At 51.3% G+C, this 17453-nt stretch carries 15 protein-coding genes; 7 read left to right on the forward strand and 8 right to left on the reverse strand.

Annotated elements, in window-relative coordinates:
- Positions 1 to 7: 7 nt before the first annotated feature.
- The 7 genes from atpI to ravA all read right to left on the reverse strand — a co-directional run bounded on the left by atpI (position 8) and on the right by ravA (position 8071).
- Positions 8 to 406 (reverse strand): F0F1 ATP synthase subunit I, encoded by a 399-nt coding sequence (gene atpI / locus IV433_RS16100; protein WP_195814982.1) that lies wholly within the window; start codon positions 404 to 406, stop codon positions 8 to 10.
- A 649-nt stretch (positions 407 to 1055) separates the two neighbouring features.
- Complete coding sequence (rsmG, locus tag IV433_RS16105) at positions 1056 to 1676, reverse strand: 16S rRNA (guanine(527)-N(7))-methyltransferase RsmG (protein WP_195814983.1); 621 nt, start codon at positions 1674 to 1676, stop codon at positions 1056 to 1058.
- A 130-nt stretch (positions 1677 to 1806) separates the two neighbouring features.
- Positions 1807 to 3696 (reverse strand): tRNA uridine-5-carboxymethylaminomethyl(34) synthesis enzyme MnmG, encoded by a 1890-nt coding sequence (gene mnmG, locus IV433_RS16110; RefSeq protein ID WP_101077839.1) that lies wholly within the window; start codon positions 3694 to 3696, stop codon positions 1807 to 1809.
- Between the two features lie 379 nt (positions 3697 to 4075).
- Positions 4076 to 4519, reverse strand: a complete 444-nt coding sequence (gene mioC, locus IV433_RS16115; RefSeq protein WP_195814984.1) for an FMN-binding protein MioC — start codon at positions 4517 to 4519, stop codon at positions 4076 to 4078.
- A gap of 89 nt (positions 4520 to 4608) precedes the next feature.
- A complete protein-coding gene (gene asnC / locus IV433_RS16120; protein WP_195814985.1) occupies positions 4609 to 5070 on the reverse strand; it encodes a transcriptional regulator AsnC in 462 nt (153 codons plus the stop codon).
- A gap of 20 nt (positions 5071 to 5090) precedes the next feature.
- On the reverse strand, positions 5091 to 6560 hold the full coding sequence (viaA, locus tag IV433_RS16125; RefSeq protein WP_195814986.1) for an ATPase RavA stimulator ViaA: 1470 nt from the start codon (positions 6558 to 6560) through the stop codon (positions 5091 to 5093).
- A gap of 2 nt (positions 6561 to 6562) precedes the next feature.
- Positions 6563 to 8071: an ATPase RavA gene (ravA, locus tag IV433_RS16130; protein ID WP_195814987.1), complete on the reverse strand. Its 1509-nt coding sequence runs from the start codon at positions 8069 to 8071 to the stop codon at positions 6563 to 6565.
- Positions 8072 to 8338: 267 nt separating this feature from the next.
- On the opposite strand from ravA, the gene kup reads away from it, so the two are divergent.
- From kup to rbsR, 7 genes are all read left to right on the forward strand, one after another.
- Positions 8339 to 10207: a low affinity potassium transporter Kup gene (gene kup / locus IV433_RS16135; RefSeq protein ID WP_195814988.1), complete on the forward strand. Its 1869-nt coding sequence runs from the start codon at positions 8339 to 8341 to the stop codon at positions 10205 to 10207.
- A 216-nt stretch (positions 10208 to 10423) separates the two neighbouring features.
- Positions 10424 to 10843, forward strand: coding sequence for a D-ribose pyranase (gene rbsD / locus IV433_RS16140; RefSeq protein WP_195814989.1), 420 nt, complete (start codon positions 10424 to 10426; stop codon positions 10841 to 10843).
- A 7-nt stretch (positions 10844 to 10850) separates the two neighbouring features.
- Positions 10851 to 12356 (forward strand): ribose ABC transporter ATP-binding protein RbsA, encoded by a 1506-nt coding sequence (gene rbsA, locus IV433_RS16145; protein ID WP_195814990.1) that lies wholly within the window; start codon positions 10851 to 10853, stop codon positions 12354 to 12356.
- Between the two features lie 6 nt (positions 12357 to 12362).
- Positions 12363 to 13334, forward strand: coding sequence for a ribose ABC transporter permease (gene rbsC, locus IV433_RS16150; RefSeq protein ID WP_195814991.1), 972 nt, complete (start codon positions 12363 to 12365; stop codon positions 13332 to 13334).
- A gap of 23 nt (positions 13335 to 13357) precedes the next feature.
- Positions 13358 to 14248: a ribose ABC transporter substrate-binding protein RbsB gene (gene rbsB, locus IV433_RS16155; RefSeq protein WP_152323778.1), complete on the forward strand. Its 891-nt coding sequence runs from the start codon at positions 13358 to 13360 to the stop codon at positions 14246 to 14248.
- Between the two features lie 60 nt (positions 14249 to 14308).
- On the forward strand, positions 14309 to 15238 hold the full coding sequence (gene rbsK, locus IV433_RS16160) for a ribokinase (protein ID WP_195814992.1): 930 nt from the start codon (positions 14309 to 14311) through the stop codon (positions 15236 to 15238).
- Positions 15239 to 16249, forward strand: a complete 1011-nt coding sequence (gene rbsR / locus IV433_RS16165; protein WP_195814993.1) for a ribose operon transcriptional repressor RbsR — start codon at positions 15239 to 15241, stop codon at positions 16247 to 16249.
- Here rbsR and IV433_RS16170 read toward each other — a convergent pair.
- Positions 16232 to 16921 carry a FadR/GntR family transcriptional regulator gene (locus tag IV433_RS16170; protein WP_195814994.1) on the reverse strand — a complete coding sequence of 230 codons (690 nt, stop codon included), beginning with the start codon at positions 16919 to 16921 and terminating at the stop codon, positions 16232 to 16234. The genes rbsR and IV433_RS16170 overlap by 18 nt on opposite strands.
- Between the last annotated feature and the right edge of the window lie 532 nt (positions 16922 to 17453).

Below are 17453 nucleotides of genomic sequence, written 5' to 3' on the forward strand. Positions count from 1 at the left end.
TTAGTAGTTAAGTACGGTAACTGTTAATGACGGCCGGTGCCAAAATCTGAGTCATCAACACCGATAAATAGGCCAACCCCAACGGAGCAAAAGCCGCCTTAAACAGGCCAAGTGCGACAATCATTAAGATCACCGTAACCAGAACCTTCAGCGCTTCCCCGATAGCAAAGGACCAGGCAACCCGTCCAGAGACCGTTGTTTGCGCCTGGTGGCGCCATGCAAACAGCATAAACAGTACATTTGGCACCCAAGCGGCCAAACCACCCATAAGGGCCGATGTGGTCCATTCCAGGCTTTTAAAGCCAAATACAGCACTGAGCAGAACAAAGGTCAATAACTGCAGTATTAACAGCTTTCTGGCAACCTTCACACTATTGGCACTGTGTAAAATACCGGATACAGACATGACGTTTGTTCTCTCCGTATCAAGTACCTAGCTGGAGGTATTCTGAAGGCCGTATATCACTGCCTTTACTGTTTTGAGTCAAGCAGCAAAAACCGAGCAAATTATACGGTGCACTGGAACGAATTCAATGGATAAGTAGCGAAAAGGTGAACAATTATTTAAATTTTCCGCTTCATCACTATTTTGACCACCAAACTATAGCTGAATTTGCCCTTTTTACTTTGCTTCGGTTATTTCATCACCTGACAAAGAAGCGTGCACTGGATCACATAATTAACCCAGACCTCTTTATATACCTTGCGCTGTTTGAATGTCTTTAGCTAATCAGGCCTTTTAAAAGCCATATAAATCAGATTGTTAAGAATCTCATGTTTGATAATCAATCTTATTTAAAAATAGGCGCGATTTATTGATACAACAAGCCAACAAATAACAACATTTTCATTACAAGTTGAATATCAGCAGGTTGCCGATTGTTCAATTTCAAAAGTGACTATTACGTCCCGGATTAAAATAAAAACATCACTGAAATGCTATCAGTGTGTAAAAAATCAGTAATTGACAGGCCGTCGACGCTATTTAATTAGCCTGCTCATTTTAACTCTGATAACACACACGTTTTTTAAGGATTATTTGATAAAACTCAACTTTAGTTTGCAGTCAGAATTACCAGATGACGTTCTCCGTCAAGTTCCGGGACCTGCAATTTTATGACGTTTTCCAGAGTGATACCTTCCGGCAGCACGTTGAGCTCATCATCCGGGCGCACGCCTTTCAGGGCATAAAAACGCCCCTGCCCTTTCTGAGGCAGATGGTGGCACCATGACAACATGTCCTGCAACGAGGCAAATGCCCGGCTGATCACGCCATCAAAGGGTGGCTCTGGCTCAAACTCTTCAACGCGGCTTTGTACCGGCTCGATGTTCTTCAGACCCAGCTCATGCTGAACCTGACGCAGGAAGCGTACGCGTTTACCCAGGCTGTCCAGCAGCGTGAAATGTGAATCCGGGCGGACAATGGCGAGCGGAATGCCCGGCAGGCCAGGGCCGGTTCCCACATCAATGAAACGGCTGCCTTGCAAATGCTCGTTCACCACAATGCTGTCCATAATATGACGCACCAGCATCTGCATCGGGTCACGGACAGAAGTCAGGTTGTAAGCCTTGTTCCACTTATGCAGCAGTTCGACATAGCCAATCAGTTGATGTTTTTGCTGATCGGGTAACGCTATTCCTGCCGCAGCAAGCAGCGAGTCCAGTTTCTTTTGCACAGTGAAATCCTCAGACAGAGTCGATATGCCGGGAACAGCCCGGTTTAGAAATGATAAAACAGCCAGAAAAGTGGGAAAAGCAAGAATTGACCGCTCTTCGAGTTTAAAGAGCGGTCATTAAAGATGTGGTTCAGGCACTGCGGCGCAGTAAGCCCTGTTTTTTAAGCCAGATCAGCAAAATGGAGATCGCAGCCGGTGTAATGCCGGAGATCCTCGAAGCCTGACCGATGGATGTCGGTTTGTGATCGTTGAGCTTGGCAATCACTTCGTTCGACAGACCGTTCACCTGGCGGTAATCAAGATCGACAGGCAACACAGTGTTTTCGTTGCGCTGTTGTTTTTCGATCTCTTCCTGCTGACGGGCGATATAGCCTTCGTACTTAATCTGAATCTCAACCTGTTCTGCCGCCTGGACGTCAGGAACAGCCGGGGCAAAAGGAGAGAGACGCGTGATCAGTTCGTAAGTCATCTCAGGACGACGCAGCAACTCTTCGGCGCTGGCTTCTTTCGAAAGCGGTGCAGAAAGATGCGCGTTAATCTCTTCAACCTGAGCGTGGTGAGGATTGACCCAGATCCCACGCAGGCGCTGACGTTCCTGTTCAATCATTTCCAGCTTCTGGTTGAAACGTGCCCAGCGGGCGTCATCAACCAGACCGAGTTCACGGCCTTTTTCAGTCAGACGTAAATCGGCATTGTCTTCGCGCAGCATCAGACGATATTCAGCACGAGACGTAAACATACGGTACGGTTCTTTGGTGCCCAGTGTGCACAAATCGTCAACCAGAACGCCAAGGTAGGCCTGATCGCGACGTGGTGCCCAGCCTTCTTGTTCGCTGGCGCTGCGTGCAGCATTCATACCGGCCAGCAGGCCCTGTGCTGCAGCTTCTTCGTAACCGGTGGTGCCGTTAATTTGCCCGGCAAAGAACAGACCGGCGATAAATTTGCTTTCCAGCGTCGGTTTCAAATCACGAGGATCGAAGAAATCGTATTCGATAGCGTAGCCAGGACGAACGATCACCGCATTTTCCATCCCCTGCATTGAGCGGACGATTTGCATCTGAACGTCAAATGGCAGGCTGGTCGAAATTCCGTTTGGATAGACTTCATTGCTGGTCAGGCCTTCCGGTTCAAGGAAGATCTGATGAGAATTTCGATCGGCAAAACGCATGACTTTATCTTCGATCGACGGGCAATAACGCGGGCCGATCCCTTCGATGATCCCGGCATACATCGGGCTGCGATCCAGATTATTGCGGATCACATCATGCGTTTTTTCGTTGGTGTAGGTCATGTAGCACGGGATCTGGCGCGGATGCTGCGATACGTTACCCATGAACGAGAATACCGGCGCCGGATTATCGCCGTGTTGTTGCGCAAGAACACTGAAATCAATGGAGCGTGCATCAATACGCGGCGGTGTACCGGTTTTCAGACGGTTTACGCGTAATGGTAATTCACGCAAGCGTTGTGACAAAGAGATCGCAGGAGGATCCCCAGCACGGCCGCCGCTGTAGTTCTCCAGACCGATATGGATCTTCCCGTCCAGGAAAGTCCCGACGGTCAGCACAACGGCCTTCGCGCGGAATTTAAGCCCCATTTTGGTCACAGCACCCACGACACGATCGTTTTCGACGATCAGGTCTTCAACGGGTTGCTGGAAGATCATCAGGTTCGGCTGATTTTCTAACGCAGTACGGACCGCCTGGCGGTAAAGCACGCGGTCTGCCTGAGCACGGGTTGCCCTTACGGCAGGGCCTTTGCTTGCGTTTAGTATCCTAAACTGAATGCCCGCATGATCGATGGCAGTGGCCATCAGTCCGCCCAGTGCGTCCACTTCTTTAACCAGATGTCCCTTCCCGATCCCGCCAATCGCCGGGTTACACGACATTTGTCCGAGCGTGTCGATATTGTGGGTTAATAATAAGGTCTGACGTCCCATGCGTGCAGAAGCCATGGCGGCTTCAGTACCTGCATGACCACCACCTATGATGATGACGTCAAATTGATCCGGATAAAACATGCGACTGCACCTCGGCGTTCAAGCGAACTTTCTTTGTATGGCGTTGGGAGGAGGGATTCTACTCAAGTTTAGAGGTTCCACAAGTCCCCGGGGATCTTCACTAATTAAAAGAAGATCTTTTTTATTTAAAGATCTCTTATTAATACTTCTATTAGGATCGCGATCCTCTGTGCATAAGTCTCTTTTGTTTAAGAAGATCAAGATGCTAAGAAGGATCCAATGCTGTGAATGATCGGTGATCCTGGCCAGTATAAGCTGGGATCAGAATTGAGAGTTATGCACAGCATGAAAAGCGTACAGGAGTTGTTAGAGGGATAACTACGGGTTTTACCCTGCTTTTAAGCATAGTTATCCACATCTGATCGCCTGAAATTTACACTTATTTGATCAAATTAATCCAGTTAAGGACCCAAACCTCAGCGGGATCTTCAGGAATTTCGTGTTGAGTCACGTCGATCTCAAGACGATCACCGATCCGTTTAGCCCCTAATGAGGTCAGTTTCCGATCCAAAGCGCCTATCGCATCACAGAAGGTGTCATATTCGCTGCTGCCTAAACCTAAGGCACCAAAACGCACTTTGGACAGATCGGGTTGCTGATCTTCCAGCTGTTCCAAAAAGGGCTGCAAATTGTCAGGCAGTTCACCCGCACCGTGTGTTGAACACACCATCAGCCAGATCCCGTCCTGCGGGACTTCATACAGCTCCGGGCCATGAAACATCTCGGTCGAAAAACCGGCTTCTTCCAGTTTCTCTGCCACGTGTTCTGCCACATATTCGGCGCTGCCAAGCGTACTGCCACTGATCAGGGTAATGTCTGCCATTGTGCTCTCAACCCGAGAAAAGGAGGCTATTGTACGCTGTGAATGAGCTGGGATCTACCTGTGGATAATAGGGGTATAGAAATGGAGGCTCAGGGTTGGATAGTCCGTGTGATGGGGTTCTGCAGGGAGATCAGGGTCTCCGTAGACTGGATCTCATCAATGGTCTGGATCTTGTTGATAAGTACGTGCTGGAGGGAATCAATGGAGCGGCACATGATCTTAATGAAGATGCTGTAATGACCGGTGGTGTAATAGGCTTCCACCACTTCTTCTATACTCTCGAGCTTTTTCAGCGCGGACGGATAATCCTTGGCACTTTTGAGAATGATGCCGATAAAGCAGCAAACGTCATAACCCAGCTGCTTTGGATTTACGGTGATATGTGCGCCGGTAATGATGCCTGCCTGCTTCATCTTCTCGACGCGTACGTGAATGGTTCCCGGGCTGACAGTAAACACTTTAGCCAGCTCAGCGTAAGGTGTGCGGGCATTTTCCATCAACGCGTTCAGAATCCCGCGATCCAGCTCGTCGAGCTGATTGATTTCAGTCATGGTTTTCTTTCTCTTTAAGCTTAATTTCTCTGCCAGCGTCGCTGAACGCGGCTTTTAACGCCGGTATCAAAGCGCCAGATATGATCGAATATGCGCAGAATTCCGGGCTTTCCGTAGTGTGACATTGCCAGCGCGTGGAAACGATGCTGCTTTTCCCGTTGCAGCAATTTTACTTTTCTCTGCACCTCATCGGGTAAGCGCTGGGCAATAAAATCTGAAATGACGACCGCATCTGCGTCGTGCCATTGCGGAGAGGCCAGTTTGTCCAGCGTGGCATTGAGGCAGGCGGCCAGATCGGTACCGCCGCGGAAATGCTGCCCGAGAAAGCGTAACGCCTGATCCAGCCCGCCAGCAGAAGTCAGCTCGTAATGGATCACTTCGCTGGCAAACAGCATGATGTAACACTTACGGTTATCGGCGAGCGCGATTTTCAGCAGCGCCAGGCAGAATGCTTTCGCACATTGCTCATTGAAGCCGCCCATCGAACCTGATGTGTCCACGCAGACCACAAATGGGCCACGCGGCTGTGGCTCCTGCTGCTGATAAACCACCGGACGCCTCACGACTTTTTCGCACCAGACGTCGCCTTGCAGGCGGTAGGTCATCAGGCGTTTTTCCAGCAGACGCCGGTAAAATTCATATTCCAGTTCAGGGATGCCCAGGGTGCCCAGCTCGGTGGGCATCAGACGCAAAATGTCATCGCTCTGATGAATGCCATTCACTTCTTCCGGCACCGTCGCCGGCTCGCGAACCATCAGCCGGTGCGTTTCCATTTTGGCATCTTCATGCGGGCTGGTTTTCACCGTCTGGCTGCGCCCGAGCTGTTCTGCCAGTTTCATCAGCTCCGGCTGCTGCTGGAGGAAAGCGCCAAAACGTGCCAGCGACTGGATATCGCCTCGAAGACGCTTTCCTTTACTCATGTCCCACAACCGGCCTGCGGCGGTATCGTTCTCTGCTAATAAAGGAGACAGCTCGCTGCTCAGCTCGAGACGTTGTAGCAATTCTTCCTGAAGCTGTTCCTGCTCCTGTTCGAGCAACTGATGATGAACGTTCACCGTCTGGAATGTCAGATTCAGGCGCCAGCGCTGGAGGAATAAGATCTGAAAGCTGTTACCGGTTTGCGCCGTGCGGGAGGTTTCATTATTGTCCCGTAAAGTACGGGCTTCAGTCGCAAACGGTGAATTCAGCCGCGCCAGCTCATCAAGCAGGGAGCCCAGCTCTGACTGAAACGCCACGGCATCAGTTTGCTGACAATGCTGATAGAGATAAAACTCTTTTGCCAGATCCGGGGGCACCGGGGTTTCGTGGATCCTCTGGCGCAGGCGTAATTTCCACTCAGGAAGATCCTGGGTCAGTGCGCGTTTGAGCCGAGGAAACTTCTCGAAGAAAACCGCCAGGGCTGGCGCGGCCAGTAAACCGACGATCAGTTCCTCGATCAGTTCCCCTTCGCTGATGGCCAGCAGAAGATCCAGTGATTCCAGGGTAAACACGATCAGTGGCCGCTGAAGGTTTGTTGCTGGAGGCGCAGCTGTTCAGAAACCTGTAACAGGCTGGCTTCAATCTTTGCCATCCACGCCGCGGGAACAAACAGGCAGTTCTGCTGCTGGCCGAACTCATGTCTTTGCTGAGCGAGTTTTGCGGTCAGGTCATTCAGCGTATTTTTCATTTCGTCCGGCACCGCGATGTGCTCGTTGCCCGGCAGCGTCAGCGGCGTACTTTGGCGGCTGACATCCAGCACCAGCAATTGCTGCTTATCATCGATTTCGGCATCAATCGTTTGAACAAAACCAATCCCGTTAAGTTTGGCTTTCAGAACACCACCTTTATTTATCCACTCTTCCAGAACGCTGCGTTCAAAAAGCAGATGCGTGACTTTAATCTCGTGCAGATGCAAAGGCGTTTGCAGTAACAGCGTCACTCCGCTGGCAACGAGCGCATCCGGCAGGCTGTATTGTGGCTTACGGCTGAAAATACCGGCTTTTTTGCTCAGCTTAATCGACTGGCGTGAGCTTTGTTGCTGCTGGTATTGCATCCATTGCTGGTTGAGTTGCTGGATTTTCATCAGCAAGGCTTGCTGCTGATAAGCCTGTTCGGTGATCAGTTGCTCTATTTGGGTTTGCAGCAGCTGATAGGTATTCAGGTCATGCCACAGACAATCTTTCAGCAGAATCAGATCTATCGGAGTGATAGTATTCCGGCCGCTGAAGAAGGCGCAGGCCTGCAACAGGCGGAGTGCCTTTTTCCAGCGACGGTCAGAAACATAAGGCGCCGTGTCGAGTGCATCAAGGCGCTGGCGAAGCTGAAACACCAGTTCAAAGCAACTATCTGAAAGATTGACTTTATCGATCTCCGGCTGCCATTGTTGGTATTCTTCATCGCTGATACTCAGGGATTCCGCCACCGGATTGGTGCTTTCATTGTTACGGCTGGTTAGCAGTAAGCGGAAATTCTGCTTATCCTGCACTTTATCCAGCCACAGGCGAATCAGCATGCGGTCATACAATGCTTCCAGGCCGCCGTCAGCTTCGGGCAATTCGTTGGAAGCGCTGACCAGCAAACGCAGCGGGATCGGTTCTTCGCGCTCGCCATTACGGAAACGGCGTTCGTTGATGGCCGTCAGCAAGGTATTAAGGATGGCGGGACCCGCTTTCCAGATCTCATCAAGGAAGACAATTTCCGCTTCCGGCAGATAACCTTCGGTCAGACGCAGATAGCGGCCTTCATCTTTCAGGGCCTGAATCGAGAGCGGACCAAAGACTTCTTCCGGGGTGGAAAAGCGCGTCATCAGGTATTCAAAAGCACGCGCATGGCGGAAGGCAAATTTCAGGCGACGGGCGATCAGGCTTTTCGCGATGCCGGGCGGGCCGAGCAGAAAAACGCTCTCGCCGCACAGGGCCGCCAGCAGGCACAGGCGTATGGCATCTTGCCTCTCGTACAGGCCATGTTCTAATGCGTTAGCAAGACGGGCTATCCGTTCTGCCAGAAGGGGGGATTGCGCCATACTGTCTCTTCCGGTTTCCATTTAGTTGTTGAATAGTGTACTGGCTTATGACGATATGCCACGTTTATTTTTATCGCTATAGCTTGTTGATTACTAAAAATTTTCTATTATCAGAATTGTGACCGCGTTCATCTGAATGGCGGTTTAGCTGCACATTTAAGGGTAGGCAATCTGATTTATTCGTGCATACTGTGCGCCTTTTAGTGGGCATCATAAGACTGAGCGCACGCATCGCTTACGGATGTTCGAGCAAAAAAGAAACGAAATATGAGCACTGAACATAAACGGTCACTCCCAGCAGTAACCCTGGCCGCCATTGGTGTGGTCTATGGCGACATCGGTACCAGTCCTCTCTATACCTTAAGAGAGTGCTTTTCTGGTCACTATGGTTTCAACGTTGAACCCAGCGTCGTTTTTGGTTTTCTCTCTCTGATTTTCTGGATGTTAATCCTCATTGTTTCGCTCAAATACCTCACTTACGTGATGCGGGCAGACAACGCAGGTGAAGGCGGTATTCTTACGCTGATGTCTCTGGCTGGCAGAAATACGTCGGCACGTACCACCGCCGTTTTGGTGATCCTCGGCCTGATTGGTGGCAGCTTCTTCTATGGCGAAGTGGTCATCACGCCGGCTATCTCAGTGCTTTCCGCGATGGAAGGTCTGGAAATCGCCGCGCCTGCCCTTGATCCTTATATCGTCCCTCTTTCTATTACTGTCCTGACGTTGCTCTTCATTATTCAAAAGCACGGCACCGGCATTGTGGGCAAACTCTTTGCACCGGTAATGTTGCTCTGGTTCCTGTCGCTGGCGGTTCTCGGTGTGAACAGCATCATGCAGAACCCGGAAGTGCTGCGCGCCATGAACCCGATGTGGGCGGTTAACTTCTTTATTGAGCATAAATCCTTCTCCTTCCTGGCGCTCGGCGCGGTCGTTCTGTCGATCACAGGGGTAGAAGCGTTGTATGCCGATATGGGGCACTTCGGGAAATTCCCGATCCGTCTGGCCTGGTTCACCGTGGTATTGCCTTCTCTGGTGCTGAATTACTTCGGTCAGGGCGCATTACTGCTGAAAAACCCGGAGTCGATCAAAAACCCGTTCTTCCTGCTGGCACCCGACTGGGCGCTGATTCCTTTACTGATTCTGGCGACGCTGGCAACTATCATCGCGTCTCAGGCCGTTATCTCCGGTGTGTTCTCCCTGACCCGTCAGGCTGTGCGTTTGGGCTATTTACCGCCGATGCGCATTATCCACACCTCAGAAATGGAAGCGGGTCAGATCTACATTCCTGCGATTAACTGGCTGCTGTATTTCGCGGTGGTTATCGTGATTGCCAGCTTCGAGCATTCGAGTAATCTGGCGGCGGCTTATGGTATTGCTGTCACCGGCACCATGGTGCTGACCAGCATTCTTTCCTGCACGGTGGCGCTTAAAAACTGGCATTGGAAACCGTTCCTGGTCGGGCTTTTGCTGATTGCCTTGTTGTTCATGGATATCCCGCTGTTCGCTGCGAACGCCACGAAACTGTTCTCCGGTGGCTGGCTGCCGCTGACGCTGGGTCTTTGCATGTTCATCGTCATGACCACCTGGAAAAGCGAGCGTTTCCGTCTTATGCGTCGCATGAACGAGCACGGGAATTCTCTCGAAGCGATGATTGCATCACTGGAGAAATCACCGCCGGTTCGTGTTCCGGGGACTGCGGTTTATATGTCGCGCGCCATCAACGTGATCCCGTTTGCGCTGCTGCATAACCTCAAGCACAACAAAGTGTTGCATGAGCGTGTTGTCCTGCTGACGTTGCGAACGGAAGATGCGCCTTATGTGCATAACGTCCGGCGCGTCACCATTGAGCAGCTTTCGCCAACATTCTGGCGCGTGGTCGCGAGTTACGGATTTAAAGAAACGCCGAATGTGGAAGAAGTCTTCCACCGCTGTGGTCTGGAAGGATTGCCGTGCAGGATGATGGAAACCTCATTCTTTATGTCGCACGAATCGCTGATCCTTACCAAGCGTCCGTGGTATCTGTATTTCCGCGGCAAACTGTTTATGGCGCTGAGCCGTAACGCCCTGCGCGCGCCGGACCAGTTTGAGATCCCGCCGAACCGTGTGATCGAACTCGGTACGCAGGTGGAAATCTGATTTCCCATTCTGCTGTGAACAGGGCACCTTCGGGTGCCCTGTTTTATTTCTGCCTTCTCCCTTTATTTATTCGCTAACTCAAATTGATCGGCGTTTTACGAAACGTTCAGCGAAACGTTTCGACGCTGATCACAATTCCATCACATCTTGATTGCCAAGTTCTGCGAGTCTCATAAACTCATCTGTGAGCGAAACGTTTCGCTGTAGGAGTTAACAATGAAGAAGTCACCGCTATTAAATGCCGAAATCTCAAATGTTATTGCCCGGTTAGGTCATACCGATCAGCTGGTTATTGGCGATGCCGGTCTTCCGGTGCCAGCAGCTTGCCAACGCATCGATCTGGCGCTAACCCAGGGAGTCCCCACCTTTTTACAAGTCTTTGAGGTAGTGACACACGAGATGCAGGTTGAGCGGGCTATCCTCGCGGAGGAAATCCTCACTAAAAATCCTCAACTCCATGAAGCGTTGCTCGCCCAATTGACACAACTCGAACAACACCAGGGAAACACCATTGCTTTGGATTACGTCAGTCATGAGGCATTCAAAGCGCAAAGCGAAAAAAGTCGGGCTGTGATCCGCAGCGGGGAATGTTCGCCATACGCGAATGTTATTCTGTGTGCCGGCGTAACCTTCTGAGGCCTTTATGCAACCTTTGCTGAAACTGACAGGGATTGATAAAGCCTTTCCCGGCGTAAAAGCACTTTCCGGCGCGGCGCTCAGCGTTTATCCGGGACGTGTGATGGCGCTGGTGGGAGAAAACGGCGCGGGCAAGTCCACCATGATGAAAGTGCTGACCGGCATCTACCAGAAAGACGCCGGCTCAGTACAGTTTCTTGGCAAGGAAACCACCTTCAATGGCCCGAAAGCTTCTCAGGAAGCGGGGATTGGCATCATCCATCAGGAATTAAACCTGATCCCACAGCTGACTATCGCTGAAAACATCTTTCTTGGCCGTGAGTTCGTCAACGGCTTTGGCTGCATCAACTGGAAGAAGATGTACGCCGAAGCCGATAAACTGCTGGCGCGTCTGAATCTGCGTTACAAAAGTGACCGGCTGGTCGGTGAATTATCGATTGGCGACCAGCAGATGGTTGAGATCGCCAAAGTACTGAGCTTTGAATCCAAAGTCATCATTATGGATGAGCCGACGGATGCGCTCACCGATACCGAAACGGCCTCTTTATTTAACGTCATTCGCGAACTGAAAGCTGCCGGATGTGGTGTGGTGTATATCTCCCATCGCCTGAAAGAGATTTTTGAGATTTGCGATGACGTCACCGTATTCCGAGACGGTCAGTTTATTGCCGAACGTCCGGTCAGCGAGCTGCAGGAAGATACGCTGATCGAAATGATGGTGGGCCGTCGTCTCGAAGAGCAGTACCCGCGCATAAACCACGAACGCGGCGCACTGCGTTTGCAGGTCCGTAATTTATGCGGTCCGGGCGTGGATAACGTCAGCTTTGAACTTCACAGCGGCGAAATCCTCGGCGTGTCCGGCCTGATGGGCGCGGGCCGTACTGAACTGATGAAAATTCTCTACGGCGCGTTGCCACGTAAAAGTGGTTACGTTTCGCTGGATGGCCGCGAGGTCGTCACACATTCTCCGCAGGACGGGCTGGCAAACGGCATCGTCTACATTTCCGAAGACCGTAAGCGCGATGGTTTGGTGCTCGGGATGTCAGTGAAAGAAAACATGTCACTGACCGCGTTGCGCTATTTCAGCCACGGCGGCGGGCGTTTGAAACATGCCGATGAGCAACAGGCTGTGGGCGATTTCATCCGACTCTTCAATATCAAAACGCCATCAATGATGCAGACCATCGGCCTGCTTTCCGGCGGGAATCAGCAAAAAGTGGCGATTGCCCGCGGATTAATGACGCGGCCAAAAGTTCTGATCCTCGACGAACCGACACGCGGCGTTGATGTTGGTGCGAAAAAAGAGATTTACCAGCTTATTAACCAGTTCAAGCGCGAAGGGCTGAGCATCATTTTAGTCTCCTCGGAAATGCCGGAAGTCATCGGCATGAGCGACCGGATTTTAGTGATGCATGAAGGCCATTTGAGCGGTGAATTCCCGATAGAACAGGCAACGCAAGAAGTGCTGATGGCAGCCGCTGTCGGCAAGCAATACGGCGTGACGCAGGAGTAATCAGATATGAGTTCTCAGACATTGCCAGCCAAAAAGCGCTGGATCAGTAAAGAGTGGTTGTTGGAGCAAAAGTCTCTGATTGCGCTGCTGGTGTTGATTGCCGTGGTTTCCTCCATGAGCCCGAATTTCTTCACGGTCAATAACCTGTTCAATATTCTTCAGCAGACGTCGGTCAACGCCATTATGGCCGTGGGTATGACGCTGGTTATTCTGACTTCCGGGATCGATTTGTCTGTCGGCTCTTTGCTGGCGCTGACCGGTGCGGTTGCCGCTTCAATTGTCGGGCTGGAAGTTAATGCGCTGGTTGCTGTGGCGGGCGCGCTGGCGCTGGGTGCCGGTGTCGGCGCTGTCACGGGGTTGATTGTCGCTAAAGGCAAGGTGCAGGCGTTTATCGCCACGCTGGTCATGATGTTACTGCTGCGCGGTATCACGATGGTTTATACCAACGGCAGCCCGATCAGCACCGGTTTTAACGATGTGGCAGACGTGTTCGGCTGGTTTGGTATCGGACGTCCGCTGGGCATTCCGACGCCGGTCTGGCTGATGGCTGTAGTGTTTATTGCTGCCTGGTACATGCTCCATCACACACGCTTAGGGCGTTATATCTACGCACTGGGCGGTAATGAATCTGCCACGCGTCTGTCAGGTATCAGTGTCGATAAAGTCAAAATAATCGTCTACTCCCTGTGCGGATTGCTGGCGGCTCTGGCCAGCATCATCGAAGTGGCGCGTCTGTCTTCTGCGCAGCCTAACGCAGGTACCGGTTACGAGCTGGATGCGATTGCCGCTGTGGTATTAGGGGGAACCAGCCTTTCCGGCGGGAAAGGACGTATTGTCGGCACCCTGATCGGTGCTTTGATCCTTGGCTTCCTGAATAACGGTTTGAACTTATTAGGTGTTTCTTCCTACTACCAGATGATCGTAAAAGCAGTCGTCATTCTGCTGGCGGTTCTGGTGGATAACAAAAGCAACAAATAAACTCTCCTACAGGACTTATGACCATGAATATGAAAAAACTGGCTGTCTGGGTTTCCGCCGCAGCGATCACCGCTTCCTTCAGTGCAAACGTTCTGGCGAAAGATACCATTGCGCTGGTCGTTTCAACTTTGAATAACCCGTTCTTCGTTTCCATGAAAGACGGCGCGCAAAAAGAAGCTGATAAACTGGGCTACAACCTGGTGGTTCTTGATTCTCAGAACAACCCGGCTAAAGAACTGGCCAACGTGCAGGACCTGACCGTTCGTGGCACCAAGCTGATGCTCATCAACCCGACCGATTCTGACGCGGTAGGTAACGCCGTCGCGATGGCAAATCAGGCGAAAATCCCGGTGATCACCCTTGACCGTCAGGCGACCAAGGGCGTTGTAGCCAGCCACGTTGCTTCTGATAACGCCTTCGGCGGCCAGATGGCGGGTGATTACATTGCTAAGAAACTGGGCGATAACGCGAAAGTTATTGAACTGGAAGGGATTGCCGGGACGTCTGTTGCCCGCGAACGTGGTAAAGGTTTCGCTCAGGCCGCTGAAAAACACCACTTCCAGATCCTCGCCAGCCAGCCTGCTGACTTCGACCGCACCAAAGGTCTGAACGTTATGCAAAACCTGCTGACTGCGCATCAGGACGTGCAGGCAGTCTTTGCTCAGAATGATGAAATGGCACTCGGCGCATTGCGTGCCCTGCAGACTGCCGGTAAAACTGACGTGCTGGTTGTCGGTTTCGACGGCACAGAAGACGGCATCAAAGCGGTCAATGGCGGCAAAATGGGCGCTACCGTGGCACAACGCCCTGAACAAATCGGCGTAATCGGCGTCCAAACCGCAGATAAAGTGCTGAAAGGCGAAAAAGTTCCGGCGGTTATCCCTGTTGATTTGAAACTGGTTGCTCAGCCGTAATATTGACGCTGTATCCGCGCGCCTCCTTACGGGGGCGCTATTTAACTCAGGGAGCAACACGTGAAGACAGGCAAACTGGTGGTTCTCGGCAGTATCAATGCCGACCATATTTTGAATATCAACCATTTCCCGCAACCGGGTGAAACCGTAATCGGTAAGCAATACACCGTGGCTTTCGGCGGTAAAGGTGCAAACCAGGCGGTCGCCGCTGGTCGCTGTGGCGCTGATATTTCATTTATTGCCTGTGTCGGTGATGACGATATTGGCGAGCGTGTTCGCAAGCAGCTGGCGAGTGACCACATTAATACGCAACCTATCGAAGCCATTAAAGAGACAACCACCGGCGTAGCGCTGATTTTTGTGAATGCGGAAGGTGAGAATGTCATTGGTATCGATGCGGGGGCAAACAAAGCCGTCACGCCTGATTACCTTGAGCGTTACAAACAAAACGTAATCGACGCTTCAGCCTTGCTGATGCAGCTGGAATCTCCGCTGGAAACGGTTATTGCAGCGGCGAAGCTGGCTAAAGACAATGACACGCAGGTTATCCTTAATCCGGCACCGGCCTGTGAACTGCCAGATGAATTGCTGGCGCGGGTGGATATGATCACCCCGAACGAAACCGAAGCTGAAAAGCTGACGGGGATTAAAGTCGAAAATAATGATGACGCCACACGCGCCGCCCGCGTATTGCATGATAAAGGTATCGCGACGGTCATTATTACGATGGGAAGTAAAGGTGTATGGCTCAGCCAGAACGGTGAAGGCAAGCAGGTTGCCGGGTTCCGCGTCAAAGCAGTGGATACCATCGCCGCCGGTGATACCTTCAACGGTGCATTAGTCACTGCGTTGCTTGAAGGCAAAGCTATGGACAGCGCCGTGCGTTTCGCCCATGCCGCTGCCGCGATAGCCGTAACACGTCTTGGCGCGCAGCCCTCGGTTCCGTGGCGTAAAGAAATCGACGATTTTCTTGCTCAACAGGAGGCCTGATTGGCCACCATGAAAGATGTCGCCCGCCTCGCGGGCGTTTCAACCTCTACAGTCTCTCATGTCATCAATAAAAATCGCTTTGTCAGTGAATCCATTGCCGACAAAGTGAATGCTGCTGTTGAACAACTTAACTATGCCCCTTCCGCGTTAGCCCGAAGCCTTAAACTCAATCAAACCCGTACCATCGGAATGTTGCTGACCGCCAGCAGTAACCCGTTTTATTCCGAAGTGGTTCGTGGCGTTGAGCGTAGTTGCTATGAACGCGGCTACAGTCTGATCCTCTGTAACACCGACGGGGACGCGGAACGCATGAACCGCAGCCTGGAAACGCTGTTGCAAAAGCGCGTCGACGGGTTACTGATCATGTGTACTGAAAATCACCGGCCTTCGAAAGATGCCATCAGCCGTTATCCTTCATTACCTATTGTGATGATGGACTGGTCGCCGTTTGAAGGTTCAATCGATGTAATTCAGGATAATGCGTTGCTGGGTGGAGAAATGGCGACGGACTATTTAATCCGTCATGGATACAGTCGTATTGCCTGCATTTCCGGCCCGCTGGACAAAACGACGGCGCAGGAACGGCTGAACGGATATCGTCAGGCCATGAAAAAAGCCGGGCTGGAGATCCTGCCGGGTTATGAAGTCAGCAGTGACTTTGAATTTGGCGGCGGTCTGGTGGCGATGGAGCAGTTGCTGATGTTGCCCGAACCGCCTCATGCCGTTTTTGCCAGCAATGATGCGATGGCCGTGGGCGTCTATCAGGCACTTTATCAGCGCGGATTGCGCGTGCCCGATGATGTCGCTGTCGTGGGATACGATGACATTCAGCTGGCGCAATATCTGATGCCTCCGTTAACCACCATCCATCAGCCGAAAGATTCTCTGGGTGAGCTGGCCGTGGATGCATTATTACATCGTCTGCAAGAGCCTGAATCAGAGCCTCAGGTTTTAGTGCTGACGCCGGAACTGGTTGTACGCCAGTCCGTGGGATCACTCATCAGCAAGTAACAGACGCTGGCATTCCTGTAATGCGGCTTTCGCATTGCCTGCAAGGATTGCGTCCGTCAGGCGCTGATGATGTTCCAGCCTGATAACTTCATTCTCGGTGATGGCCCGGAAATAACTCTGATAGACAGAACTGAACAAATTCGAAAATGAAGTCAGGAAAGGGTTTTTTCCTGCTTCATAGATTAGCTGGTGGAACTGTGTATCGACGGTTATCCAGCGTTCCCGGTCAAAGCGCTTATGCAGCTGGCGCATCTCTGACATATATAGAGAGAGCTGATGCTTTTGCTCCCGCGTGGCTGAGATGGCCGCAAGAGCACAAGCCTGTGGCTCCAGCGCCCGGCGCAAAACAATAAAATGCGCCATCACCTCATCAAAGTTCTCACGCGTCATCCACCAGGTCAGTAATTCCTGATCGAGGAAATTCCAGCTGGACTGTGGCATCACCCGCGTACCAATACGTGGCCGCGGTAATAGCATCCCTTTTGCAGTTAACGTTTTGACCGCTTCACGCACTGCTGTCCGGCTGACGCCAAAAATCTCGCCCAGCTCGTTTTCACCAGGAAGGATAGAACCCTCCGGATACTCGCCAGACAAAATGCGCTGTGCAATCTTCTCCGCCAGTAAATAAGAAAGGTTGCGTTGAGCAGCCTGTTGATGTGCATTGAGTAGCATGTAAGGTATTCCTGAATGTCTTTCTCTTATTATAAAGGAGAGTTTACGCCAGCCTCTGGCTTTAAACTGACGCTTTTTGGGCCGATTTAGATTGTTTATTATCCAATTCGGGCGAAATTGTTGAATTAGTGAACGGTTGATAAAATAATTGAAATTAGGGGTTGCGGCCTTCTGAGAACTCCCTATAATGCGCCTCCACTGACCGGGAACAACGACTGACAAGTCGCTCGGACAGGAAGAGAAAAAGATGAAAGTTCGAATGAATAATCTCTTGACTCTTCAGCGGGAAAACGTAATATACGCCTCCCACGCCGCATAAGATTCCTTGCGAACCGCGGCATGCTCTTTAACAATTTATCAGACAATCTGTGTGGGCACTCACAAGACGATATCAGCCACCTCGGTGGCAAAAAAATATCAAGTCTTAGAGTGACCAAGCAGTAATTCATTTAGTTGAATTATTACGAAAGTAAACTTTGAGCACCGCTTAACTTGTTTAAGCAAATCGAACTTTTAATTGAAGAGTTTGATC

It is taken from the genome of Rahnella laticis (genome assembly GCF_015644585.1).
Classification (GTDB): domain Bacteria; phylum Pseudomonadota; class Gammaproteobacteria; order Enterobacterales; family Enterobacteriaceae; genus Rahnella; species Rahnella laticis.